This is a genomic window from Mesorhizobium robiniae, assembly GCF_040545535.1.
GTDB lineage: Bacteria > Pseudomonadota > Alphaproteobacteria > Rhizobiales > Rhizobiaceae > Mesorhizobium > Mesorhizobium robiniae.
In genome coordinates, this window is the sequence record NZ_JBEPMC010000001.1 from 557,856 (window position 1) to 581,279 (window position 23,424).

Annotated in this window: 24 protein-coding genes and 1 pseudogene; 14 read left to right on the top strand and 11 right to left on the bottom strand. The window is 61.7% G+C overall.

Translation table 11 applies throughout. The annotated features are described in order from the left end of the window. Positions 1-46 precede the first annotated feature (46 nt). The 5 genes from ABID19_RS02675 to ABID19_RS02695 all read left to right on the top strand — a co-directional run bounded on the left by ABID19_RS02675 (position 47) and on the right by ABID19_RS02695 (position 2,551). Positions 47-385 carry a hypothetical protein gene (locus ABID19_RS02675; RefSeq protein WP_354487791.1) on the top strand — a complete coding sequence of 113 codons (339 nt, stop codon included), beginning with the start codon at positions 47-49 and terminating at the stop codon, positions 383-385. Between the two features lie 71 nt (positions 386-456). After that, the gene (locus ABID19_RS02680; protein WP_354487793.1) at positions 457-1,161 is read left to right on the top strand and encodes a GcrA cell cycle regulator; all 705 of its coding nucleotides are present in this window, start codon (positions 457-459) and stop codon (positions 1,159-1,161) included. 67 nt (positions 1,162-1,228) lie between these two features. After that, positions 1,229-1,834 carry a DUF6456 domain-containing protein gene (locus tag ABID19_RS02685; protein ID WP_354487795.1) on the top strand — a complete coding sequence of 202 codons (606 nt, stop codon included), beginning with the start codon at positions 1,229-1,231 and terminating at the stop codon, positions 1,832-1,834. A gap of 91 nt (positions 1,835-1,925) precedes the next feature. Then, positions 1,926-2,087, top strand: coding sequence for a hypothetical protein (locus ABID19_RS02690; protein WP_354487796.1), 162 nt, complete (start codon positions 1,926-1,928; stop codon positions 2,085-2,087). A 197-nt stretch (positions 2,088-2,284) separates the two neighbouring features. Next, positions 2,285-2,551: a hypothetical protein gene (locus ABID19_RS02695; RefSeq protein WP_354487798.1), complete on the top strand. Its 267-nt coding sequence runs from the start codon at positions 2,285-2,287 to the stop codon at positions 2,549-2,551. A gap of 221 nt (positions 2,552-2,772) precedes the next feature. Here ABID19_RS02695 and efp read toward each other — a convergent pair whose 3' ends face one another. Next, positions 2,773-3,339 (bottom strand): elongation factor P, encoded by a 567-nt coding sequence (efp, locus tag ABID19_RS02700; protein ID WP_354487799.1) that lies wholly within the window; start codon positions 3,337-3,339, stop codon positions 2,773-2,775. Between the two features lie 129 nt (positions 3,340-3,468). On the opposite strand from efp, the gene epmA reads away from it, so the two are divergent. After that, positions 3,469-4,512 (top strand): EF-P lysine aminoacylase EpmA, encoded by a 1,044-nt coding sequence (epmA, locus tag ABID19_RS02705; RefSeq protein WP_354487801.1) that lies wholly within the window; start codon positions 3,469-3,471, stop codon positions 4,510-4,512. Between the two features lie 266 nt (positions 4,513-4,778). Here epmA and ABID19_RS02710 read toward each other — a convergent pair whose 3' ends face one another. Next, on the bottom strand, positions 4,779-5,375 hold the full coding sequence (locus tag ABID19_RS02710) for a DUF922 domain-containing Zn-dependent protease (RefSeq protein WP_354487803.1): 597 nt from the start codon (positions 5,373-5,375) through the stop codon (positions 4,779-4,781). Between the two features lie 236 nt (positions 5,376-5,611). Here ABID19_RS02710 and msuE point away from each other — a divergent pair, with 236 nt between their 5' ends. Together msuE and ABID19_RS02720 are read left to right on the top strand one after the other, a co-directional pair. After that, a complete protein-coding gene (gene msuE, locus ABID19_RS02715) occupies positions 5,612-6,169 on the top strand; it encodes an FMN reductase (RefSeq protein ID WP_354487805.1) in 558 nt (185 codons plus the stop codon). Positions 6,170-6,212: 43 nt separating this feature from the next. Continuing rightward, positions 6,213-6,455: pseudogene (locus tag ABID19_RS02720) on the top strand (hypothetical protein); the annotation flags it as partial. On the opposite strand, the gene ABID19_RS02725 reads toward ABID19_RS02720, so the two are convergent. The 3 genes from ABID19_RS02725 to ABID19_RS02735 all read right to left on the bottom strand — a co-directional run bounded on the left by ABID19_RS02725 (position 6,359) and on the right by ABID19_RS02735 (position 9,455). Then, the gene (locus ABID19_RS02725; RefSeq protein ID WP_354487807.1) at positions 6,359-8,326 is read right to left on the bottom strand and encodes an acyltransferase family protein; all 1,968 of its coding nucleotides are present in this window, start codon (positions 8,324-8,326) and stop codon (positions 6,359-6,361) included. The pseudogene ABID19_RS02720 and the gene ABID19_RS02725 overlap by 97 nt on opposite strands. Positions 8,327-8,628: 302 nt before the next feature. Then, positions 8,629-8,991 carry an SPW repeat protein gene (locus ABID19_RS02730; protein ID WP_354487809.1) on the bottom strand — a complete coding sequence of 121 codons (363 nt, stop codon included), beginning with the start codon at positions 8,989-8,991 and terminating at the stop codon, positions 8,629-8,631. A 242-nt stretch (positions 8,992-9,233) separates the two neighbouring features. Beyond that, a complete protein-coding gene (locus ABID19_RS02735; protein WP_354488284.1) occupies positions 9,234-9,455 on the bottom strand; it encodes an alkylphosphonate utilization protein in 222 nt (73 codons plus the stop codon). Positions 9,456-9,601: 146 nt separating this feature from the next. Here ABID19_RS02735 and ABID19_RS02740 point away from each other — a divergent pair, with 146 nt between their 5' ends. Beyond that, positions 9,602-9,955 (top strand): cupin domain-containing protein, encoded by a 354-nt coding sequence (locus ABID19_RS02740; protein ID WP_354487810.1) that lies wholly within the window; start codon positions 9,602-9,604, stop codon positions 9,953-9,955. A 147-nt stretch (positions 9,956-10,102) separates the two neighbouring features. Here the strand turns inward: ABID19_RS02740 and ABID19_RS02745 are convergent, their stop codons facing one another. Further along, positions 10,103-10,333 (bottom strand): hypothetical protein, encoded by a 231-nt coding sequence (locus ABID19_RS02745; RefSeq protein ID WP_354487812.1) that lies wholly within the window; start codon positions 10,331-10,333, stop codon positions 10,103-10,105. A gap of 180 nt (positions 10,334-10,513) precedes the next feature. Between ABID19_RS02745 and ABID19_RS02750 the strand changes: the two genes are divergently transcribed. The 3 genes from ABID19_RS02750 (at position 10,514) to ABID19_RS02760 (ending at position 14,992) form a co-directional block, all read left to right on the top strand. Then, a complete protein-coding gene (locus ABID19_RS02750) occupies positions 10,514-11,443 on the top strand; it encodes a hypothetical protein (RefSeq protein WP_354487814.1) in 930 nt (309 codons plus the stop codon). 193 nt (positions 11,444-11,636) lie between these two features. Then, entirely contained in the window at positions 11,637-13,625 is a 1,989-nt protein-coding gene (locus ABID19_RS02755; protein WP_435528678.1) for an AI-2E family transporter, read from the top strand. A 218-nt stretch (positions 13,626-13,843) separates the two neighbouring features. Beyond that, positions 13,844-14,992: a glycoside hydrolase family 1 protein gene (locus ABID19_RS02760; protein ID WP_354487815.1), complete on the top strand. Its 1,149-nt coding sequence runs from the start codon at positions 13,844-13,846 to the stop codon at positions 14,990-14,992. Positions 14,993-15,016: 24 nt separating this feature from the next. Here ABID19_RS02760 and glf read toward each other — a convergent pair whose 3' ends face one another. Further along, positions 15,017-16,186 carry a UDP-galactopyranose mutase gene (gene glf, locus ABID19_RS02765; protein WP_352937551.1) on the bottom strand — a complete coding sequence of 390 codons (1,170 nt, stop codon included), beginning with the start codon at positions 16,184-16,186 and terminating at the stop codon, positions 15,017-15,019. Positions 16,187-16,188: 2 nt separating this feature from the next. Then, positions 16,189-17,361, bottom strand: a complete 1,173-nt coding sequence (locus tag ABID19_RS02770; RefSeq protein ID WP_354487817.1) for a glycosyltransferase — start codon at positions 17,359-17,361, stop codon at positions 16,189-16,191. Between the two features lie 418 nt (positions 17,362-17,779). Between ABID19_RS02770 and ABID19_RS02775 the strand changes: the two genes are divergently transcribed. Further along, entirely contained in the window at positions 17,780-18,703 is a 924-nt protein-coding gene (locus tag ABID19_RS02775) for a glycoside hydrolase family protein (RefSeq protein WP_352937553.1), read from the top strand. A gap of 246 nt (positions 18,704-18,949) precedes the next feature. On the opposite strand, the gene ABID19_RS02780 is transcribed toward ABID19_RS02775, so the two are convergent. After that, on the bottom strand, positions 18,950-19,522 hold the full coding sequence (locus tag ABID19_RS02780) for an inorganic diphosphatase (protein WP_352937554.1): 573 nt from the start codon (positions 19,520-19,522) through the stop codon (positions 18,950-18,952). A gap of 571 nt (positions 19,523-20,093) precedes the next feature. Here ABID19_RS02780 and ABID19_RS02785 point away from each other — a divergent pair. Continuing rightward, positions 20,094-21,569, top strand: a complete 1,476-nt coding sequence (locus ABID19_RS02785; RefSeq protein ID WP_354487819.1) for a glycoside hydrolase 5 family protein — start codon at positions 20,094-20,096, stop codon at positions 21,567-21,569. A gap of 186 nt (positions 21,570-21,755) precedes the next feature. On the opposite strand, the gene ABID19_RS02790 is transcribed toward ABID19_RS02785, so the two are convergent. Continuing rightward, positions 21,756-22,685 carry a phosphatidate cytidylyltransferase gene (locus ABID19_RS02790; RefSeq protein WP_354487821.1) on the bottom strand — a complete coding sequence of 310 codons (930 nt, stop codon included), beginning with the start codon at positions 22,683-22,685 and terminating at the stop codon, positions 21,756-21,758. Between the two features lie 23 nt (positions 22,686-22,708). Further along, positions 22,709-23,416, bottom strand: coding sequence for a lysophospholipid acyltransferase family protein (locus tag ABID19_RS02795; RefSeq protein WP_354487823.1), 708 nt, complete (start codon positions 23,414-23,416; stop codon positions 22,709-22,711). Positions 23,417-23,424 lie beyond the last annotated feature (8 nt).

The following is a 23,424-nucleotide window of genomic DNA, read 5'->3' on the forward strand; positions in this document are numbered from 1 at the left end:
GCGCCATCTGAAACATAAGAATCGGTTTCGTCCATGGAAGAATGGCTTGCATTATTTTTTGAGTTATGCTTATATACAACCCATGCACAAGCCATGTCGCCTCATCTCGCTTTCCCATCCGTCCCGGCTGTCCTCCTCCCCGGCCGGGACGAAGCCCGAGGCTCACGCCTCGGATCCGGTCGTCCTGCCGACACCGGTGGCGACCGGAACGGCCGGAGCCGTTCCCCTCACGGCTCCGGCCACGAATTTCGGCGCGTGTCATGCGGGCCTTTCGTGCATCCGCACCGAAGACGGCACGATCATCGTCTTCGACCGCCAAACGGGCAGGGCGGTCTCCGGCGCCACCCGCGAGGCGGCCGCGGCGAAGCTCGGCCGAGGTGGGTGATCTCCTTTTCCCGTGAACGGGGAGAGGGACGCAGCTTCGGCATCTACGCAACCTTTCGATGGATCGACACCATGCCCGCCTATACCGTCACAGAATTGCAAAGCATCGCCCGCTGGCTAAAGGACGGATTGTCCGCCGCCAGGATCGCCGACCGGCTGAGCGCACTGCGCGGTGGTCCGGCCTCGCGCAACGCGGTCATCGGGGTCGTCCACCGCAACGCCGACTTGCGCGCCATCGGCTTTGCCAATCCCCAGGGCAGGTCCGGCGGCCGGCCCAGAAAAAACCCAGCGAAGCTCGTCAGATCCGCGAGGCCGGCCGAGCCGCCGGAACAAGCAAAGCTGCCGAGACAAGCAAAGCTGCCGGGGCAAGCGAAGCTGCCCGTGCAAGCGAAGCCGGTAAAGCAAAGCGGGCCTGCAAGGCATGTCACGCCGGCCAGGCTGGCGCCGCCGGTCTGGCTGCCGCAGCGCCAGTTCGTGCATGAGATCCACGGACCCGACAGCGAGGCGCTCAAAGTGCCGGTGCCGCGCCCCGTTGCAGCCGTCGGGCCCCAGCCGCATGTGGCGGCCATGCGCTTCATCGACTGCCTGTTCAACCGCTGCCGCGCGCCGCTCGATCTGACGCTGGAGGAAGACCCCGAAAACGACGCGCCCGGCAGCCGGCCGGGACTGGACATGCTGTGCTGCGGCCTGCGCACGCGGCCGCTGAAAAGCTACTGCGCCTATCACGCGGCGAGCCTCTGCGATCATCGCCGTGCGGCTCTGGCGGATGCGGGGTGAGCTGATCGCCTAACGGACGGCAATCTTGGGTTCTGCGAAGGCAGCAAATAAAACGAGGAGACTGCGCATGAGCAGGAAGACCGCCCAGAAGGCCAAATCCAAACCGCCGAAACTAGCCAGCGGCGAGGCCGAGCAGGTGCGCATTCGCAAGGAGATCGGCCATGATTTCGCGCTGAAGGACGACGCCTTCGGCCGCAAACGGCTGGCGGCGGGCACGCTGGAGGCTCGGCGCGTCTACGAGGTTTCCAATGACGGCCACACCGCGACCGGCGGCGTCGTGCGGGTGCGCAATGTCGACCCGCTGAGCGGCATCACCTCGCTGTCGCGCCAGCAGCGCGAGGCGGGCATGCGCTACCGCGAGGATTTTCGCGTCTCGCAGCAGGACGGCGTCAAGCCGACGGCGCTGACCGAGCGGGTCGACGGCGGACGCATCGGCGGCGGCGTTGCCGACCGCATCCTGTCCGCCGGCCGCGCCTATGCCGACGCCACCAGGGCGCTTTCGCATTGGGAGATATCGGGCGTGGTGCAAAAAGTCTGCTGCCACGGCGAGACGGTGAAGAGCCTGGCCGAACAGGCCGGCGAGCCGCGCGATGCCGTGTCTAAACTGCTCAAGATCGGGCTGGATCTGTTGGCTGTGCATTACGGGATGATGCTGATGCGGCGGCCGCGGTGAGGGGGCGCGAGCGGGGTGGGAACAATGAACTTGTCATGCCGCCAGAGGCCGCCTACCTGACCAAGAGATGCGAGGGCTGGCAATGCGTCTCATGGGCGTTGTTTTGGGGACAATCGTTGTGATCGTCGGCATTGTTGCGGCAACGGCGGCTGTGGCCAGCGCCCATCCGATTTTTAACGTCTCCCTTGTCATCGCGCTCTTGTTTGCCGCCGCAGTGCTATGGGCCCATCTGAAGTTCCAGAAGCGAATGTAGCTGCCGTTTCCTTCGACTATAGATGCAAGTCGTGGCTGCCGCCTTCAACATCATCCGTCTGGTTCGGTCGTGGCTATTACGGGGGAGGCGGCGTGATTCTCGGGCGCGCAGCGAGCCTCGATCGGCCCACGTCCTCCAATTGAAGGGCGCAGGTTTCCCCATGGCCTGTTACGGTGCGCCATTGCTGGTAGATCGCAATGTTAAAGCCGCAGCTAGACCCGCATTTCGCAGACGACGCGCCGACGTCTTCGGCGCTGACCGGCTATGACGAGGACCACATGCTTACTTATATCCGGCTGCTCGATGCGTCGGCGGACGGGGCCGATTGGCGTGAGGTCGCCCACACCGTTCTGCACATCGACCCGGAACAGGAGCCAGAACGCGCATTCCGGGCCTGGGCGACGCATCTGGCACGTGCACGCTGGATAACTCGCAATGCGGCTTCGCGCCGGTCGCCACGATAGCTTGGATGACGCCCGGACATTTTCCGTGGAACTGCCGTCCCGGTTTGCCCGTTTAGATAGGAAATCAACATGGGAAAGCGCTCGATGAACTCTTGGCAAATCAACACTTTGGAGGCGTGCTGCCTGCTTGCCGTTCCGCTGTCGCTTATCCTTACAGTTCTGGTAGCGGGTCTTATCCTTGGCTGAATGCCACGAGCGAGACAAAAAGCGACTGCCCGGCCTCAATCCTTCGCCCGCTCCACATACGCCCCATCGGCCGTCATCACCACCACTCGGGTGCCAGCGCTGATATGCGGCGGCACTAGCGTGCGCACCCCGTTGGACAGCGTTGCCGGCTTGTAAGAGGACGATGCCGTCTGGCCCTTGGTCACCGGCTCGGTCTCGACGACCTCGAAAGTGGCGCGCTGCGGCAGCACAAGCGAGATGGCGATGCCATTGTACTGCGAGATCTGCACTGCCATGCCTTCAGTGAGATAGGGCGCCATCTCGCCGACCACGCTTTCCGACACCGCGACCTGGTCGTAGCTTTCCGGGTTCATGAAATGGAAGCCTTCGCCGTCTCGGTAGAGAAAGGTGTGCTCGCGCTCCTCGACATAGGCGCGTTCGACCTGCTCGGTGGTGCGGTAGCGCTCCGAGACTTTCACTCCGTCGGAGATGCGGCGCATGTCGAGCTGGGTCACCGGCGTGCCCTTGCCGGGATGGATGTTTTCAGCAAAGAGGATCACATAGAGCTTGCCGTCCTTTTCGACGACATTGCCTTTGCGTAGGGAACTGGCGATGACCTTCACGGGCTTTATTCCTAAGAGCGTTGACTGGCCTGGAAGCGCCGACTGGCGCAAATCGGCTGCGGGAGCCGTCCGGTGCGGCCTAGCGCATCTTGGCTGCAATCGCCAGTCCTCGATGCAAATCCTGTCGTCATGACCGCCGCCTCGCCTTGGTGGACGCCCGATGTCCACACCGACCGCCGGCCGCGGCTGATCCTGCGCAATGCCATCGCTGCGGCCCTGCGCGATTGGTTTGCCCGCCGCGACTTCGTCGAGGTCGAGACAGCGGCGCTGCAGATCTCGCCCGGCAATGAGGCGCATCTATCGGCCTTCGCCACCGAGGCGATCGGGCCGGACGGACAGCGCCAGCCGCTCTATTTGCACACCTCGCCGGAATTCGCCTGCAAGAAGCTGCTCGCTGCCGGCGAGAAGCGCATCTTCAGCCTGAGCGCCGTCTACCGCAACCGCGAGCGCGGCGCCTTGCACCATCCGTCCTTCACCATGCTCGAATGGTACCGGGCTGATGAGACCTATGAGAGCCTGATGGAGGATTGTGCCGGGCTCGTCGTGCTGGCCGCCGAGCGCGCGGGCACAAAAATTTTCTCCTTTCGCGGCCGCGAGGCCGATCCATTCGCCGAACCCGAACGGTTGAGCGTCGCCGAGGCTTTCACGCGCTATGCCGGCATCGACCTGCTGGCCACCGTCGCCGCCGACGGCAGCACCGATCGCGAAGCGCTGCGCGCGGCGCTGGTTGCGGCGGGCTTACGCACCGCGCCCGACGACAATTGGGCCGATCTGTTCAGCCGGGTGATGGTGGAAAAGGTTGAGCCGGCGCTGGGGCAGGGGCGCGCCACCATCCTCTACGGCTATCCGATTTCGGAGGCAGCGCTCGCCCGGCCGAGCGCCGATGACGCGAGGGTTGCCGAGCGCTTCGAGTTCTATTGCTGCGGCGTCGAACTGGCCAACGCGTTCGGCGAACTAACCGACGCCGCCGAGCAGCGCCGGCGCTTCATGCTCGAGATGGACGAGAAAGAGCGCGTCTATGGCGAACGCTATCCGATCGACGAGGATTTCCTCGCCGCACTTGATGTCATGCCGCAGGCCAGCGGCGCCGCGCTCGGCTTCGACCGGCTGGTGATGCTGGCAACCGGGGCGAGTAAGGTGGAGGATGTGATGTGGACGCCGGTGGCGGGGTGAAGCGAGTGCATCGTCAGGGCCTCCCACAGATTTGGGAAACTATTCAGGTTGGCGCTCTACGGCGCCCCCTCTGTCCTGCCGGACATCTCCCCCACAAGTGGGGAGATTGGCAGTTGCGCCGACACCGCCTCTTTTTCGAGGTTGGTGATTGGCGAAATCAAAGATGACGGCCGATCTCCCCCCAAGTGGGGGAGATGTCCGGCAGGACAGAGGGGGGCGCTGTCCCGCCGACCTGTCCGCCGCCAGCCTCGCCCTGGTTTCCACCCCTACCGCCCCATCAGCAAAGCGACGATGAGTTGCTGCAGATTGCCGCGTGGGGCGAATTCTACCCGGTCGAAATCGCGGCTTGCCTGGCGCTGCGCCTGGGAGAGTTCGGCAAGCCGCCTGGTCATTTCGGTCCTGATCTTTTTGCAGCCGGGATCGTCGAGGACGGACAAGCCGATGGTGGCCGTCTCGATCTTGCGGACCATGTCGACGATGATGTCGCCATGCACCTTTTCGTGGGCGGCGAGGCCAGCAGCAAAAACGTCCCAACTCTTCTGCACGGCGGCTGGTACCGGCCCGGAGGTTTTGGGCAAGGTGTAGGTTATGATGAGCTTCGGCCGCGCCGACACCAGCACGCAGGCATTGCCTTGTCGCTGATAATCCCTGACCCAGGTCAGCTTGAAATTGGTGTAGGCCATGGCGCGGACCTTGCTCTTGCCGATGGTCGGCCCCCGCTCGCCCATCGAGGCATGGAGTTGGGGACCGGTCTGCCCTGTTACGGCGTAGGTCTCGACCTTTTCGATCGGCTTCCATCCCGCCTGCGCCGGCAACGCCAGCAAACAGGCCAGGAGCAGAGACGTCAGAACGGCTGTTTTCATGCGAATCCCCCGGGCGATGCGTTTGGTGCGCTTGAGATCATCAATGCGTGGCCGGAATGCGGTCAAGGCTCCTTGCCGTAAACCTCGGCTTCGCACTTCGCGTCGAATGAACCAATCAACGGCGATGTGCCGCAAACTCAATCCGTTTGGCGGGCTCGTTTTGAAATCTTCTCGCTCATTTAATTCTATAAACTCACTAGAGTTATATGGATAAGCCGCTTTGCGAGGAGACCGAAATGTCGAAGAAACTGGTGGTGGGGCTGTCGGGCAACCTGACCCGTCCGTCGAAGACCAAGGCGTTCATCAGCCACATCGTCGCGGAGGTGGCGAGCAGCACCGGTGCAGCCTCGACCGTTTTCGACATCGAGGATCTCGGCCAATCCTTCCCGCTGGCAAGGCGCATCGGCGATCTCGATCCGCTGGCCAGGAGCATCGTCGAGCGATTGCTGGGTGCCGATGTCCTGGTGGTTGGCTCGCCGACTTTCAAAGGCAGCTACACCGGGCTTTTCAAGCATTTCTTCGACCTGCTCGACCCGTCATCCCTGAGGGGAAAACCGGTCATCCTCGCTGCAACCGGCGGCGGCGATCGTCATTCGCTGGTTGTCGAACATCAGCTGCGGCCGCTGTTCGGCTTCTTCGAGGCACTGACCCTGCCGACCGCGATCTACGCCTCCGACAAGGACTTCGCCGACGGCGTGCTGGTCTCCGAAGCCATCCATTCTCGCGTCAGGCAAGCGGTCGCCGAGGCATGCCGGGTGGCCGGAACGCCACGCAGCGTCGGTCTTGCCGCCTAAACGCTGGTCAGCTGATTCCCTTTCCGCACAGCACACCAAAGCACGGCTGGTCGACGTTGAACTGCCGCGCCCGCGCGATCGCAGCGAAAGCCGGTTCGTGCGCTACCGCGAAGAACTGCTGCGTGAGTTTGGCTTGCACCGAGACACAGCGGGCACTGAGGTAGCGGGTGAAAAGCGCGTGCGCCGTCGTTACTTCTGCGCCGCCACGTTCGAGAACAGCGCGCGCTCGACCAGCGGCTCCAGCGTTTGCGCAAAGGGCGTCGCCAGATGGTGGCGGTCGCGGTAGGCCAGCTTGCCGTCGATGAAGACATGACATGTCTTGGCGTCGCAGAACCGGTCGGTCATATCGATATAGGTCGCGTTGGGGACGGCGCGCACGATGTCGCGCTCCACCGCGGCCACCGCGTCGTTGGCGGCGTCGGTTCGCGGCGCGTCGCATACCGACGGCGTCTGTCCTCGCCACAGCGCGCGGGCCACGCAGGTGTCGACAAACATCCCGTTGAACGGCACATCACGGATGAAGGCGACCTTCAGCCCGGCCTGGCTGAACGCTTCCAGCGTTGCGCGCAGGCCGGCCCGCCAATCCTGATCCAGGCTGTCGGATTGCTGCGCCTCGGGCGACAGTTTGCGCGAGCTGGTCAGCGAGATCTCCGAGATCACCACCAGGCTCGGGCGGAGCGCGATGATCTCCTTGATCGATTGCTCGCGCCATTGATCGCACTCGGTGTAGTCGCGCTTCAGCTTTGAGCTCCACACCGTCAGCCGCGAGGCCCGGCAGGCGGATTTGAGCCAGGTGACGACCTTGTAGTCGTTCTTCTTCGCGGCCTCGATCAGCGGCGTGGACCAGTGGTCGGCATGCGAATCGCCGAACAGCGCGATCGAATGCTCGGCATCCTTGGCGCCGAACACGCAGGGCTTCGGCGTGACGGTCTCGTAGTCGAGAACGCAGCCCGCCTTGGCGCGCGCGGTGGAGGGCTGTGCGGCCGTTTCGGCAATGATGCGTTGTGAGGGATCGAGGTCGTGCACGGCAAGGCGCGCATTGGCATAGGTCGCTACCACGCTGGCGCCGGTCAGCATTGCGGCGGGGACAAGCGCACGCGCCGCATTCGCCATCAGCCAGCCATTGCGGCGGATCGGGTTCTCGATGAAGTTATAGGTGAAGATCGACAGCGCCAGCGTCAATGCCGCGCAGGCAAGCCGCCCGGGCCAGGCGAGGTCGGGAACCATCATCGTCGCATAGACGATGACCGGCCAGTGCCAGAGATAGAGCGAGTAGGAAAGCTTCCCCACCCATTGCAACGGACCCAGCGCCAGCACGGCGCTGGGGCCTCTTTGAGCATTGCCGGAACCGCTGAGCAGCAGGAGCACGGTGCCGGCCACCGGCACCACCGCCGCGACGCCGGGGAAGGGGGTGTCCTGTTCGCTGAAGGCGAGATAGGCCGCGGCGATCAGCGCCAGGCCAAGCCATGCCAGTGCTGCGCCCAATTGTGGGCGCTCCCGCCAGAATTTTGCCGGCGCCATCGTAGCCAGGCCGCCGGCGGCGAATTCCCAGGCCCTGAGCGGCGAGAAATAGAAGGCCCAGGGCTGCGACACGGTGGTGAGCCAGGCGCAGACGGCGAACGACACCACGCCGACGAGCCCGATCACCAGGATTGCCGCGCGCTTGCCCGGACGCAGCCATGCGGCCAGCAGAAGCAGCCCCGGCCATACGAGATAGAACTGCTCCTCGACCGAGAGCGACCAGAAGTGGATGAAGGGGTTGTTCGCCGCATCGGGGGCGAAATAGTCGAACGACCAGCGGATCAGCCAGAAATTGATCGCATAGGCCGAGGCGTACATGGCGCCTTTCGAATAGAGCGACTGTTCGTCCGGCGACAGGATGAAGTAGCCGGCGACCAGCGTGGCGAGGATGACGAACAGCGAGGCCGGCAGCAGGCGCCGGGCGCGTCTTGCATAGAACCGCCACAGGTTCAGCCGGCCGTCCTCGGCGATTTCGCGCAGCAACTGGCCGGTGATCAGATAGCCGGAGATGACGAAGAAGATGTCGACGCCGGTGAAGCCGCCCGGCAGGTCCGACAGACCGAAATGGAAGGCGACGACGCCCGACACCGCCAGCGCACGCAGCCCTTCGATATCAGGCCGGAACGATGCTGACACGGCAAAACCTCGCGTAGTCGTTGAAAAGCCCACCTGCTGCGGAGACTCGACGGGATGCGCTAATATTGCAACGCAACAAATTTAACGCAGTGCAACATACGTGGATTCGCGGCGTGCAGAGCAGTGTGCTCGCCGGCGCGTGCATGACGAGCGCGGCGCCAGCGCTGCCATCTGTTTGCACTGTGGCGGCCGATTTCGAGCAGAAGCTGAAAATTAGCCCGGCTAGCGGGGCTGCGTACCGATCTCAGGCTTTGGAAGAGCCCGCCGCTGGCGCGCCGGGCTCCTCCCTTGGTCGCCACCGATCACGCGTGGGCCGGCGGATGATGACGGGAGTCCCAGACCGCCCAGGCGGATGCCGCAACCACCAGCACGCCCAGGACGACATGGGTCGCCATCGCATTTGCATTCGCCGCGAAGCCGAGCAGCCAAGGCGAAACGACCAGCCAGAGCCCAACGATAACGTTCACCCATTCTTCCCACTCGGCGAATACCGAAAGCGCTGCGAGAGCCAGGGCGCCGAGCACGACTGCGGCGATCCAGGCGTTCCACGCAGGAACGGTTTCAGCAGCGAAGCCGATAATCCAGGGTGAGACGAACAGACATGCCGCAAGGATCAGATTGATCCAATCCTGGGCCTTCTTTCCTTCCATCACATTGTTTGCCATGACAACCTCCACAGATGAAGTTTGACCAAAGCACTATGTCGCGTGCAACGCACGCTTAGTCATTGATATATTGCGCTTTCAGCGGCCTTCAAGGAGCGGCCTCGCGCGGCCATGGCGTCGTCGTTTCGCAACGCCGCGATGCCATGCCTGCCATCCGCCTGCGCAATTCAGAAGCGCCGATTCCCGGAGGTTTCTGCCTGCAAGGTCGCGCAGATCACGGGGCAGGCGGCGTCCTCAGCCGATCACGCCTTTTTCAGGAATTCGGTTTTCAGCACCAGGCCCTTCACTTGCTTGGTATTGCACTCGATCTCGCCCGGATTGCCGGTGAGGCGAATGTTCTTCACCAGCGTACCACGCTTGATCGTTTCCGACGTGCCCCTGACCTTCAAATCCTTGATCAGGGTCACGGAATCGCCCTCGTTCAGCTGGGCGCCGTTGCTGTCTCTTACGATCGCATCTGTCATATCAGGGTCTTTCATGCGGCGGTCCACGGACTATCCGGCGGATGGCGGCCAGGTCAAGCATGCGCCGGGCAGCCACGTTGTCCATATCAGGTGCTTCGGCTATTGACCGACAGCCAATGCCGGCACAAGTCCAACGGAGCCCGACCATGACAGAGAAGACCATCCTCAAATTCGGCGTGGTCGAAAACGCCGAGGCGGGCGATCTCGCGGGCTGGGTCGTGGTCGACGGCAACCCGACCATGAAGACCGCCGTCCAGCACACTACCGAGGACGGCAAGGTCATGTCGGGAACATGGCAGGCTACTCCCGGCACCTATCACGCGACCTACAGCGACTATGAATTCGTGCACATGATATCAGGCCGCATCGTCATCACGCCCGATGGCGGCGAGCCCATCGAAGTCGGTCCCGGCGATGCCTTCGTGGTCGAGGCCGATTTCAAGGGAACTTGGAAGATCATCGAGCCGGTGACGAAGCACTTCGTCGTCAGGATCGGCTGAGGTCGAAAGCGAACAGAACAATCCCATCACGGCCTAACGCGCCGCCGCCAAGCAGTCTACCCCCGGGATCTGTCGATCCCGGGCACCGCAAGCGTGGGACGGTCGAATAAAAAGATAGAGCCCCATCCACTAGGGATGGATGAGACTCTAAAAATTGAAATAGATCGCCGGCGGATACGGGCTGGACATATCCTTGCCGGCCGGCGCTGCTATCGCACTGGGCCATGCGGTGATCCCGCCGGTGGACTTATTGTCGAGCGGCGGCCGGACTTTCTCGGCTTTGGCCGCTTTCGCATCGGTGGCAACGACTTTCGTCTTAGCCTCCACGGTTTGCGACAGTGCGAGCACGGCGAGAAGTGCAGTCAGGGCAAGTTTCATGACAGGGTCCCTCCATGGTTAACGTAAGGTTAACCCTAGCCGCCGGCTCGAACACGGCCGCTGTGTGGAAGGAGGTGGAATTCTGCGGAATTCCTGGAATATTAGCTTCTGGAAAAGTACAATGGGAGCAGGTGCCCGGCGCGTGCTATGCCTTACAGCGGGCATAGGGGGCAGGGTGAGATGGCGCAGCATATCGCACAGAAGTTACGGCTGACTGTCGCCTTGCTGGGAACCATCACCCGCAAGGATCTTGCGGCTGCGTTCCGGAGCGTCAACCCGAACACGGCGTTCGATCTCGGCCGTGCCGACAAATGGCTGCAGGGCCGCGCCCAGCCACGCCAGCTCGGCGTCTACGACGATTGGTCGAAGCTTCTCAAGCTGGAGCAGCCCGGCGCCTGGATCGCAGAGAGCGACCTGCCAAGCTTCACAGCGGCGATCTGCGCCCGCCACGGCATCGACAGGGCCGAGCTGGAACGCCGCGCCGGTGCCCATTTCGAGGCGTCACCTGGGCATGAGGAGCGAAGCCCCGGATTGGCCGTCGCCGGCGCCTACGCCTGCTATTCGCGCGCCTTGTCACCCTATTATCGCGGCCAGTTTATCAGGGGCAGCCTGTCGATAGAGGCCGGACCGGGTGCGCACGGCCTGACCGCAGCCTATCGCGAGGCGTTGCCGACCGGGCAGCTGCTGCTCGGCGGGGTGATGACGCTGGCAAAACGCGGCCTTTATGCGCATCTGAAGGAAGCCGGAGGCGACGCCCAGTTTTTCCTTTGCCTGTTCCCGCACTCGCGGCCGGGAGGCGCGCTTGGCGGCTACATGTGCGGCACCACCATCATCGGCCCGGAGCCGCAGCCGTCGCTGACCAGGATCCTGATGGTCCGCCTGCGCAATCCGGCGCCCCAGGCATGGGGCGGATATCTGCCGCCCGATGGGTCGATCGCCGCGGATTTGGCATCGCTAGGCGTGACCGTCGAGCAGCCGGAAGCGGTTGATCGGCAGTTGGCGCAATTCCTCGCCGGAGACAGCGACGGCGGTGCCAGCCAGATCCCACCGGCCGAATTCCGCGCCATTCTCGACGTGTTTGACCGTCATTGGCTGAGCCATTCGGGCTAAGCCTGATCTCCGCGGAACCGATCACTACGTCAGTTGTTGTGTCCGGCGACCAAAGCGCCCGTCCGGCTGTCCAGTTGGGCTGCCAAGCGCCCGCCTTGCCGGTCGCGTCTTCGAACTCGCCGGCGCGAAGAGGCGAAAGTTGCACGCCGGCTCAACATGCCCGATCATGGCTGTGGCAGGGCGGAGGTATCAAGTGGCGGCAAATCCTCGAAAAGGCATTCAACCCGCCGAGCCCGTGCTGATAGGCATGGTTTCCTCTGCCAGAACCCTTCCGCGCATGTCATTGCCCACCGTCGCGACTGTCGTGGCTACGGTTGCCGCCCTGTATTTCGGGCGCGAGGTTTTCCTGCCGATCGCAATCGCTCTGCTGCTTACCTTCGCGCTCGCGCCCATGGTTTCCGGACTCAAGCGAGTCGGCCTTCCGCGTCTGCCGGCCGTCATCGCCAGTGTGCTGAGTGCATTCACGGTCCTTGCGCTGTTCTCCTTCATTGTCGCCACTCAGGTCAGCGAACTGGCGCAGAACATCCCGCTTTACCAGTCGAATATCCTGACCAAGGTCAGGTCCCTGAAGGAAACCGGCGTCGGCGGTGGCATCATCGCTAGGCTGGGCGGGGTGATCGAACGCGTAGGCCAGGAACTCGACAGGCAGGAAGCCTCACCGCCTACCGCAGATGAGCCAGAGCGCGAGCCGGTGCCTGTCGAGATCATCGCGCGCGAAAGGCCGCTCCAGGTTCTTCAGAACCTGATCGGCCCGCTGATCAGCCCGCTAGCATCGGCCGGCCTGATCATCGTCGTCGTCATCTTCATGCTCCTCGAGCGCGAGGACCTGCGCGATCGTTTCATACGCCTCGTCGGGTACGGCGATCTTCATCGGACCACCGAGGCGCTCCAGGAAGCGGGCAAGCGGGTCGGCCGATATCTACTCATGCAATTGGTGGTGAACATCGTCTATGCCGTGCCGATTGCATTCGGGCTTTGGGTTCTGGGCATACCGAATGCGATGCTGTGGGGCCTGCTGGCGTTGGCGCTGCGCTTTGTTCCCTATATCGGCCCGATCGTTGGTGCGTTGCTGCCTTTGTTCCTAGCGCTTGCCGTGGCTCCCGGTTGGTCGCTCGTGCTGTGGACCGCCGGTCTGTTCGTGGCCATGGAAATGATAACCGGCAACGTCGTCGAACCATGGCTCTACGGTTCACGCACCGGGCTTTCACCATTGGCTATTATCGTTGCAGCTATCTTCTGGACCTGGCTCTGGGGACCGCTGGGCCTGGTTCTGTCGACGCCGCTCACTGTCTGTCTCGTCGTGCTCGGCAGGCACGTGCCGCAGTTCGAATTCCTCGACGTCCTGTTCGGCAACGAACCCGTGCTCGAACCCCATGCCCGGCTCTACCAACGGCTGTTGGCCGGCGATCCAGAGGAAGCCACAGATCACGCCGAGGAGATCCTGGAGGAAAAATATCTGTTCGAATTCTATGACAAGGTCGCCATTCCTGCACTTCTTCTCGGCGAACAGGATCGCGTGCGGGGCGTCATGGGCGATGAGCAAAGACGGCAGGTGGCGGCCAGTGCGCAGACGCTGGTGGCGAACCTCGACGACAGCGCACAGGAAGAAGCAGAGGAGGAAGACCCAGCCGCCGCCGAGGAAACCGGCTCGCGCAAGGACAAGGAGACTCAGGGGGAAGGCGAGGACGACATCGAGTTGCCTGATGGAACGGACAGGTCGGTCGTGTGTGCCGGCGGACGCGGCGAACTCGACGATGCCGCCGCCGCCATGCTGGCGCAGGTGCTCGAAGTCCAGGGGGCGACGGTATCGATGGCGAGCTTTGCCGACATGGAACCGGCGAGCATTCGCCGGCTTAAGCTCGACGCTGTCGACACCGTTGTGGTCGGCTTTCTGAACCGCGACTCAGTCAAGCACGCCCGTTTCCTGGTTCGTCGGCTGAAACGTGTCAAAAGGGCGTTACGGGTGGGCATCGTGTTCTGGTCGGACGACGGCGACGCCAGCGAGACAGCCGTCAAACTGGCCAATGACATGAACGCCGATTTTGTGGCCCATGGCATGGTCGATGCCGTGTTGGGCGCGTTGTCGAGCAATCCGCCCATCGCACTGAAGGCCGCTGCCAGGCGTCGCATTCGCCGTCGGCCGCCGGCCGCCAAGAAAGCGCCACTTGCAGCTGCAAAATGAACGCGGGCGCCGAGAGCGCGGGCCCGCGATCATCTTTGGCGCGCCAAGTTGGGCGGATCGCCCTCCCAACCAGAAATATTCCAGGCGAAGGGAACCTCACGGTCGCAGGCAAGTTCGGTACGCGATGGGGGGGATTGAGCCATGGCAGTGTTGTTGATTTCAATGGCCGATCGCCTACCGGGAGCGGTGGCGCGAGCCTTGGCCGACGGATCGCACGTATGAGCAACGAGCCGGCGCGTCCGCCAGGCGAACGCCTGTCCGCATTTGCCAGCTTCTTCATGGCCGGTTTCGAGTGTTCATCGCATCGGCGCGGCGACGGAGTGCGCCTCGATTTGATTCGCGCGACCGCACACGACAAACACGCTCTCGCCGATTATCGCAGTTGTGCTGTCCTAGGGCTTCGTACGATCCGCGACGGCTTGCGCTGGCACCTGATTGAAACTGCGCCCGGAGTCTTCGACTGGTCGGGTTGGATCTCAATGATCGAAGCGGCCGACGCGGCGGGGGTGCAGGTCGTCTGGGATATCTTCCACTATGGTTCACCAGATCACGTAGACCAAGGCGCCCCAGACTTTACAGAGGCCTATGTTCGTTTCGCCGCTGAAGCTGTCAGGGTCCACCGCTCCGTCACGGGAGTAGCTCCCTTGGTGTGCCCGATCAATGAGATCTCATTTTTCGCATGGGCGATTGAGGTCGGCTATTTCCCGCGCGTGGGGCCAAAGAAGCGGGGATGGTTCAAGCGACAGTTGGTGAGGGCAGCGGTTGCGGGCGTCAAGGCGATGCGCGATGCCGAACCTGATTGCCGGTTCATATGGGCTGAACCGCTAATCCATGTTGCGCCCCGTGACCGTAGTCGTGCCGAGCAGCGGCGTGCGGAAAATGTTCGTCAGGGCCAGTTTGAAGCCTACGACATGCTGACGGGCCGTGCCGAGCCCGAATTGGGCGGCAGCGAGGACTGCGTCGACGTCATCGGGCTTAATTTTTATCCGCACAACCAATGGTACTTTCAGGGGCCAACGATACCGATGGGCCACCACGAATATCGGGCGCTTTCCGACATGTTGGTCGAAGTCGCAGAGCGCTACAGAAAGCCCATGCTCATCGCCGAGACAGGCGCTGAAGGATCAGGCCGGCCGGCATGGCTCCATTATGTTTGCGATGAGGCCCGTAACGCAATGAGCCGTGGTGCCCCGGTTCAGGGTATATGTCTGTACCCGGTGACCGCGTATCCCGGCTGGGACAATTCGCGCCACGCGGAAGTCGGCTTGTTCTCTACCATTCACGCCGACGGTTCGCGCAGTCTTCGCCAGCCGGTTGCCGATGAATTGGATCGCCAGCGCACATTATTTGCGGCAGCTGTTTCGTAGCGATCTAAGAAGGAGCGGGCCACGTTAGTAGGTGGGGAACTGCTCCGAATGTTGGCCGAGCGTCGTCCGCTGCGTAAGCATCTGCACGGTGCCGTTTGCCGGAAGGCTCTGTTGGATGCGCGCGAACGTCGCCAAAGCCTGACCGACAACCTGATCCATATTGTAGTAACGGTACGTGGCCAGGCGCCCGACGAACCACACGTCGGGGCACGCCGCTGCCAGTGCTTCATAGCGTTTGTACAGCGCCTCGTTTTCCGCCCGCGGCACCGGGTAATAGGGATCGCCGATATCGGTGGGATATTCATAAGTCAGGCTGGTCTTCGGGCTCTGCTGACCGGTCAGATGCTTGTACTCGGTAATGCGGGTATAGTTTTCCGTCTGCGGATAATTGACGACGGCGACCGGCTGAAACTGCTCGCAATCAAGCGTCACGTGCTCGAACCGCAGTGACCGATAAGGCAGACGACCAAGGCTCCAGTCGAAATATTCATCAATCGGCCCGGTGTAGATCATCCGCTGAAAGGGGATGGTGTCGCGAATTTCGCGATAGTCGGTTTGCAGCATGATCTTGATCCTCGGGTTGTCCAGCATGCGATGGAACATGCGTGTATACCCGCCAGCCGGCATATTCTGGAAAGTGTCGCCGAAGTAGCGATCATCGCGGTTGATCCGCGTAGGGACCCTCGCAGTCACGGACTTGCTTAGTTGGGCCGGATCGACGCCCCACTGCTTCCTGGTGTAGCCGCGAAAGAATTTTTCGTAGAGTTCCCTGCCAACGGTGCTCACAACCACGTCTTCGGCGGTCCGGACCTCCTCGACCGTTTCTCGCCTGGATGCGAAGAACTCCTCCAACTGCTCAGGCGTCAATTCCAGACCGTACAGGCGATTGATCGTGTCGAGGTTGATCGGTATCGGCAGCAGTTTTCCGTCGACCGAAGACAGTACGCGATGTTCGTAAGGTCTCCATTCGGTGAACTGCGAGAGGTAGTCGATGATCGATCGGGCGTTGGTGTGGAATATATGCGGCCCATAGCGGTGGACCAGAATCCCCGCTTCATCGTAGCAGTCATAGGCGTTGCCGCCGACATGATTTCGCCTGTCGATAAGCAGAACGCTTTCATGCCGTTGCGATGCGATGCGTTCGGCGAGCACGCTGCCGGCGAAGCCGGCGCCGACAATCAACCAATCGAACATGGTCAGGCTCTCCTGCGCAACGGCACAATGCTCTTCATTGAATACGCACACTGGATATGTGCAGCCATTGCGTCCCACGTTCGTTCCCACGACATGTTTGCAAGGTAGGCATCGACTTCCTTCAGCAGGAAATCGCGTGGGCGGGACAGAACAGACCGAAGTTTGGTTTCGAGATCTTCGGCGTCGACGATGTCGACCAGGCCTTGCGAACCATAGGTGCGCACGACGTCGACGATCGCGGTGGAGATCACCGGCAGTCCGGCGGCCAGGAACTCAGGAGTTTTGGTCGGGCTGATATAACGTGTCGCCTCATTGAGCGCGAAGGGCATCCAGCCGGCGTTCCAATGCCTGAGATAGCGAGGCAGGTCGGCGTAGGACTTGGCACCCAGCCAATGCAAGTTGCTTGCTTGCGGCAGGCTGAGCGGATCGATCTTGACCACTGGCCCGAGCACAACGAAATGCACGTCGGGCATTGCCGCAGCCGCTCGCGCGATCATATCAATGTCGAGCCGTTCGTCGATCACACCGAAGAAGCCCACTCTCGGGTGAGGTATGTCTGCCTGGTCTACAGGGTCATCGCCGGGCTGTCTTGCCTTATGGAAATGCGCAACGTCGATGCTGCTGGGGAAGGGAAAAATTGACTTATGGAGGCATCGTTTGGCCTCGTACAAGCTCTGTCCGCCCGTGAAGACGACATCGGCGCGCTGCAACAGCGCCTTCTCCATCTGCGCCAACTCTGCCGGCGCGTTCTTGAAGGCGGAGAGTTCATCCATGCAGTCGTAGACGCACACGTCGCAGAGGAGATGGTCGCTGAAACGCAGCGCCATCGGCGTGTAGTACCATAAAGTCAGCCGGTCATGCGGGGTGGAGGTGATGATCTGGTCGACGAACCTGCGCTGGATCGCGTCCGCCTTTGTTGCTGAAATGCCGACCGGTAGAACCGGGGTGACAATTCTGATCGTCGACGACTCATCTTTTATCCTGATAGAGGGGTAGTGTGTTTCTTCGAAGACCGGTTCCTCAAAGTAAATTAGCTGTTGCTGTTTTGACGCGAGCGTCAGAATGTGTTGTGGGCGTTGATGTACGAAATTCCATCTTAGGTGGGAAAAGCAAAGTATAATTGACGATTTTACGGGAGTGTCATGTGATATTTTCTTGCCGCCCGCCATTTCCATATAAGTTTTCCCTTAGCTACAGTTAAATATACTCTCGAAATAACATATGTTAATCGAGACGCGTTCGACTTTAGGCCCGCAGGCATACATCTAACTTTCATTTAAGTAAGTTGTTCCACAGAGTTGAACTGCATGTGTGTCTAGCTCGCGGCGCCACACTTGCCGCGATCGATCGGCCAATAAACGACGGGCAGCCGAGGCGTCCGACCCCAGCCGGCCCACGCGAGCGCTTCGGCTGTCGGCAAGGTCCTGCGCCACGCGCGAATGTGGCGCATTGCCACAGAACGGTTGAGAACGATCGATCATTCAACAAGCGTTAATCGGGGGAGCTATAAGTTAACGGTCTGTGAATCGATTCGGCCGAGTGGCACACGGGCCCGCGATCGTCGACGAACAACGCCGTGAGAGAAACTAAGAAATGAAATTCAACTTCGAAACCAATGTCTTTCCGTTGTTTCACCCGCAGGCCGTGGATGATCTGAAGGATCCCTGTCCGGTGTTCGACGGCACGCTTTGGCACGTCTTCGGCTCGAGCGGCACTGTCACGACCGAGAGCTGGAAAATACTACATGCCACGGCTCCGGACCTTTTGGGTCCCTGGACTGAGCATGAGGCGCTCGACTTGGCGGTAACCGGATCGGGCATTGCGGCACCCGGCGTCATTCATGAATGCGGCGTCTTCCATATGTTTATCCAGACCGAGTTCATGAAGTCGGGCGGACGTTGCGAGCATGCTGTGTCCAATGATGGCTTTCATTGGGTGGTGCTGAATCCGGCGATATTGTCCCTGCCGGACACCGATGAGGACGGGATCTATGATCCCCATCCGGCGATCATCGGCGGCAAGCGCTACATCGTCTATTCAGGCATGCCTAAATTCACCAGGGTGCCGCAGCCTGACGTCTATCTGGCGCGCAGCCAATCCGATTCCTGGTTCGGGCCATGGAAACGTCTGGGCAAGATATTGGATCATCTTGACGTTCCCCATCACAATGCGCGTGAGCATCCCGACTACGAATGGGGAATCGAGGGCGCTCAATTGGTCGAATTGCCTGACGGTCGCGTGCTTCTCAACGCCACCTGCTTCCTTCCCGACGGTCCGCGCGGAAGTCGTCAGCGTGTATTCTTTGCCGTCGCCGACGACGTCAAGGGTCCTTACGTGTCGGTCGGCCCGGTGCTTGACCCTGGTGAGCCTGGGGAAAACGGCCATTCGACGGTGATGATCGAGGGCGGGAAACTGACCCTGTTCTACCAGAGCAGACGTGAGGCAACGAACCATCGCTGGCGTTTTGGACTGGCTAGGTGCGACCTGGATCAGCAAGTCCTTTCACGAGTCGCCTAACAGGGACGACCAGCACGAGCATCATGGCAGTGCCATGACTTTTTTTGCCGGGTTCCTGCAATGGCTGCGACAGGGCCAACGGCCGCTCTGCATTACCAAGGGCCGCAAGCCAGAGCGCGACAACATCTCGCCTTATCCAGTTGCGCCCACTGCTTGAGAGGTTCAGGCGTCGTTCGCTGTTTGCAAGGGCCGAGCACCATCAGCTTCTCCCTACACCGACGTCCAGGCAGCCTTGTTGTTTTCGAGCTACATTCTTACCGATATGTGGGAACGCTCACGGGCGGCTCGCTGTTTCCGCTCGAAAGTTCTCATGGCCCGATGGATGTTGCGGAGAGCTTGGCTGGAATCGTGCCACCCTTCGAATTCGATCTGCTTGTCAGTGCCGGATACCGACGCGAGGAAAAACTGCTCGATCTCGGATCGCAAGCGATCCGGAACATTCTCGCCAAGGAGAGACTCACTATGAGCGTCTTGCTTGTGCGGGCAAAATACAAAGCGGTCGTTTCTCACGGTCTCGCCGTTCTCCGTTTGCAGGACACGAAGGGCCGCAAGCAAATCGCACTTGATGACAACGCCGGGAGCGCAGGTTGCCTCATGGATTACTAGACCGTCGAGGGCATCGCCATCGTCGCCCAGTGTAGATGGCAGAAAGCCCCAGTCATACGGGTAGGCCAGGCCGGCTGGAAGCGGCCGCGTATACTCGAAAAGCTTCTTCTTGGGCTTGTAAGTCAACTTTGCTTCGGCGCCACGCGGCGTTTCCACGACCACCCTGATCCGACCCTTCGATGTAGTCGTAGGCAGTGTCAGATAATTCGCCACGTTTTGGTCCTCGCCAGTCCATGCCCAATGGCACTAGGCTTTTCTAAGCGGCGGATGACGGATTTGTTCCGAACGTGCCTACGCTCGACGTCGAGCAGCATCTCGTCGAAACGGCGTCGGGCAAAGCTTCGTGCAGGCGGTTCCAAGCAACTGGTGGCGTTGTGTCGTCATGGACGCAAGGTCGCAGCAAACTACGGACCATGCTCGCGTCCTGGCTTGATCACCCCGGAGAGCGATACCGCGTAGTTGGGTAGACCAGACTGCGCCGGGCGGTCTCCTCTTCACTATCGCTATTATCGCGCCAGTTTCCCTGGCGAAGCATGCCTACGCCACAAAAATCGGCTTTGATGTCATTGGCCAGCCTGATGCACCCCTGCGCTCCTCGTCAGGATAGAGCGACCTGGATTACCTGGGGATCAACCCTGCCGAGGGAGCCGTTGAGCAATTCATGGCTTTCCAAGAAGAGCCTGAGTGGAAAGAAAGAGAAGGTCCATTGGCCTGCAAAGCCCGGCGAAACATTTTGCCACCATGACAGTTATAGCGCTCCGGGAACCAAATTCGGGGCATGCCTTTGAACGATATTAGATTGGCGATACCGCTGGTCGGGGAAGTGGAGGACTCTGCGCCGAGATCGGCTGCCGGCCTGCCTTGGATCAAGGTAGCCGGTTCCTATTTCGCCACCGAGGACGGCGAGGCATGGACGCCGATCGGGCAGAACGATGCGGTAAGCTGGCCCGAACTCAATGGCCTGTTCCGGCGCGCCGATATGGCCGGCGTGGAAAATCATCTCCGTTGGCTGAAGGAAAGCGGTGTCACCTGCCTCAGGCTGATGCTGGAATATGCCCAGGTTCGCCACCGCTACTTCGAGAAGCCGCAGGGCCGCGTCGTGCCGGCTATGGTTCAATTGTGGGACGACCTCTTTCGTCTTTGCGAAAGACAGGGCTTAAGAATCCTGCTCACCCCCTTTGATACGTTCTGGCAGTGGCTCCACTGGCGCCACCACCCTTACAACCGCGATAACGGAGGCGTGCTGGACCACCCGTCGCGATTCCTCGTCTGCGCCGAGACGCGCCGCGCAATCAAGGCAAGGCTGGAATTCGTGGTTCGCAGATGGAGCGGCAGCGGAGCCCTCTTCGCATGGGACCTCTGGAACGAGATCCATCCCGAGCAGGCTCAGGGCTCCGCAGATGGCTTCGGCGCCTTCATCCATGATCTCAGCGAATTTGTGCGTCGGCTGGAAACGTCACTTTACGGCCGCTCTCACCCCCAGACCGTCTCGCTGTTCGGACCTGAGCTTCGCTGGCGGCCCCACATGCCGTTGCCGGGGCCGATCTTCCGCCACTCAGACCTCGACTTCGCCTCCCTTCATCTCTACGAGGAGGGCACGATCGACGACCCGAGCGACACGGTAGCGCCGGCGCTCGGCATGGGGCGGATCGTCGGAGAGGCGCTCGGCGAAATCCATGATGGCCGCCCTTTTCTCGATTCCGAGCACGGCCCGATCCACTCGTTCAAGGACAGGAAGATCACGCTTCCGGAACCTTTCGATGATGAATATTTCCGCCATTTGCAATGGGCTCACCTGGCAGCGGGGGGCGCGGGTGGCGGCATGCGGTGGCCAAACCGCACCCCGCATGTGCTCACCCCCGGCATGCGGCGGGCGCAGCGTTCGCTGGCCGATTTCCTCCCTCTGATCGACTGGGCTTCGTTCCGGCGTGCCCATGTCGGCAACAAGATGCGGGTTTCCGGTCCCGACGCCGCGGCTGTTGCCTGCGGTGACGATTCCCAGGCAGTCGTCTGGCTGGTTCGCCGCGACACGATCGGGCGAAACGGCATGCTTCGCGCCGGCGCCGCGCCGGTTCCGGCCGCCTTGGAGCTGCCCGGGTTGGCTCGCGGCAGCTATCGTGTCATCGCCTGGGATACCGCGGCCGGCAGGCAAATGGCGGAATGGCAAGCAAATTCGGACGGCTGGCTGAAGCTTGATGTGCCGCCGTTCTCCGCCGATGTCGCCCTTGCCATCCGCCGGGGCGTTCTGGCCGCGCCATAATTATTTCATCCGCGGTCCTGTTGATCCAAGCAGAGCCACGGGAGACATCTCTCACGACCTGCGGCAAGACTCGGAACGCGTAGCGTCAGCGGTCCGCCGTTGCGCTCAAGGTTGCTGCCTGCGCCGCAGGCGCCGGCCGCCAAGAAAGCGCCGCTTGCGGCTGCAAAATAAGGCTGCAGTTCGCTGTCACGTCCAGAAATAGCGCACAGTATGGAAGAACACCGGGGCGGCGAAGACCAGGCTGTCGGCGCGGTCCATCATGCCGCCATGGCCCTCGATCAGATGGCCCCAGTCCTTCACCCCCTGATCGCGCTTGATGGCGGAGGCGACCAGTCCGCCGAGAAACCCCATCAGGCAGGCGATGAAGGCGACGGCCGCTGCCTGGAGCGGCGAGAACGGCGTCAGGAACGACAGCAGCGCGCCAAGCAGGCTAGACGTCGCCAGCCCGCCGACCAGCCCTTCCCAGGTCTTCGACGGCGACACCTTCGGCGACATCAGATGCCTGCCGAACAGCTTGCCGAAGATGTATTGCAGCACGTCGCTGCCTTGCACGGTAATGATCAGAAAAGCGATCAGCAGCAAATTGCGGCCCTCGAAGCCCGGCACCTCGAGCGTCAGCAGCGCCGGCACGTGGCTGACGCAGTAGACCGAGATCATGACGGCCCATTGCTGCGCCGAGACACGCTCGAGAAAGCGTTCGGTGTCGCCGTGCAGCGCAGTGATCGCCGGCATCAGCAGGAAGCAGTAAACCGGGATGAAGATGGTGAAGAGGCCGTACCAGGCGGTCCACACCAGCCAGTACTGGAACGGGATGATGATGCCGAACATGCCGAGCAGCACCCAGTGATCGCTGCGGCGGCTGTGCGTCAAAGTCACGAATTCGCGCAGCGCCGCAAACGAGATCAGCGCGAACAGGATCGTCATGCCGTGGCGACCGAAGAAGAAGGCGACAGTGATCGCCACGACCATCACCCACCAAGCGTTGATGCGCTGGTTGAGGTTGACCAGCGTCGAGGACAGCGGCTTCGGCGCGCGCCACGCCAGAATGCCGGCGACCAGGCTTGCCGTGGTCAGCACCGCAGCGAGGCCAATAACCAGAATAAGTGTTTCGTGCATTGACATGTTGTTCTAGTCGTCTCTTAGGGGTCGCATGATGGTTTTCGGAAAACCGGATTCCACTTTTCCGCATCATGCGCTGGCGGGCGGGGGTTCAGCGCAAGCAGTGTTTGGCGGGCGCGGTCGAGAAAGGCGCGGCGTTCCTCGCCGGGCGCAATCGCAATCGGCGCGCCGAAGACGACGCGGCAAAGCAGCGGCACCGGCACAAATTGGCCCTTGGGCAGCACCCGCGACATGTTCTCGATCCAGCACGGGATGAGTTCGACGTCGGGTCGCGCCATCGACAGATTGTAGAGGCCGGAACGGAACGGCAGCAGAGGCTGGTCGGTCATGTTGCGCGTGCCTTCGGGAAAGACGATCAGCGAATGGCCCGCGTCGAGCACGGACAGCATGATCGAAATCGGATTCTGCGCCTCATCGGTCCACTGCCGGTGAATGAGCACGGAGGACAGCATGTCCTGGGCGATGAAACGGCGCAGCCGCGATTTTCCCCAATAGTCGGCGGCAGCGACCGCGTGGGTGCGGGCGCGCTCCTTCTCGCTGAGACAGGCCGACAGCAGGATGAAATCGCCGTGGCTTGCATGGTTGGCGAAGTAGATGCGCTGCCGGTCAGACGGCTGGCTGCCATTCCAGATCGGCCGCACGCCGGTCACCGCCCAGGCCAGCGCCGACAGGCCGACCGAGGTCACGGTCTGCAGCAAGGTGAAGGTGCGAGTGCCGAGCTTGCTCATCGGCTGGC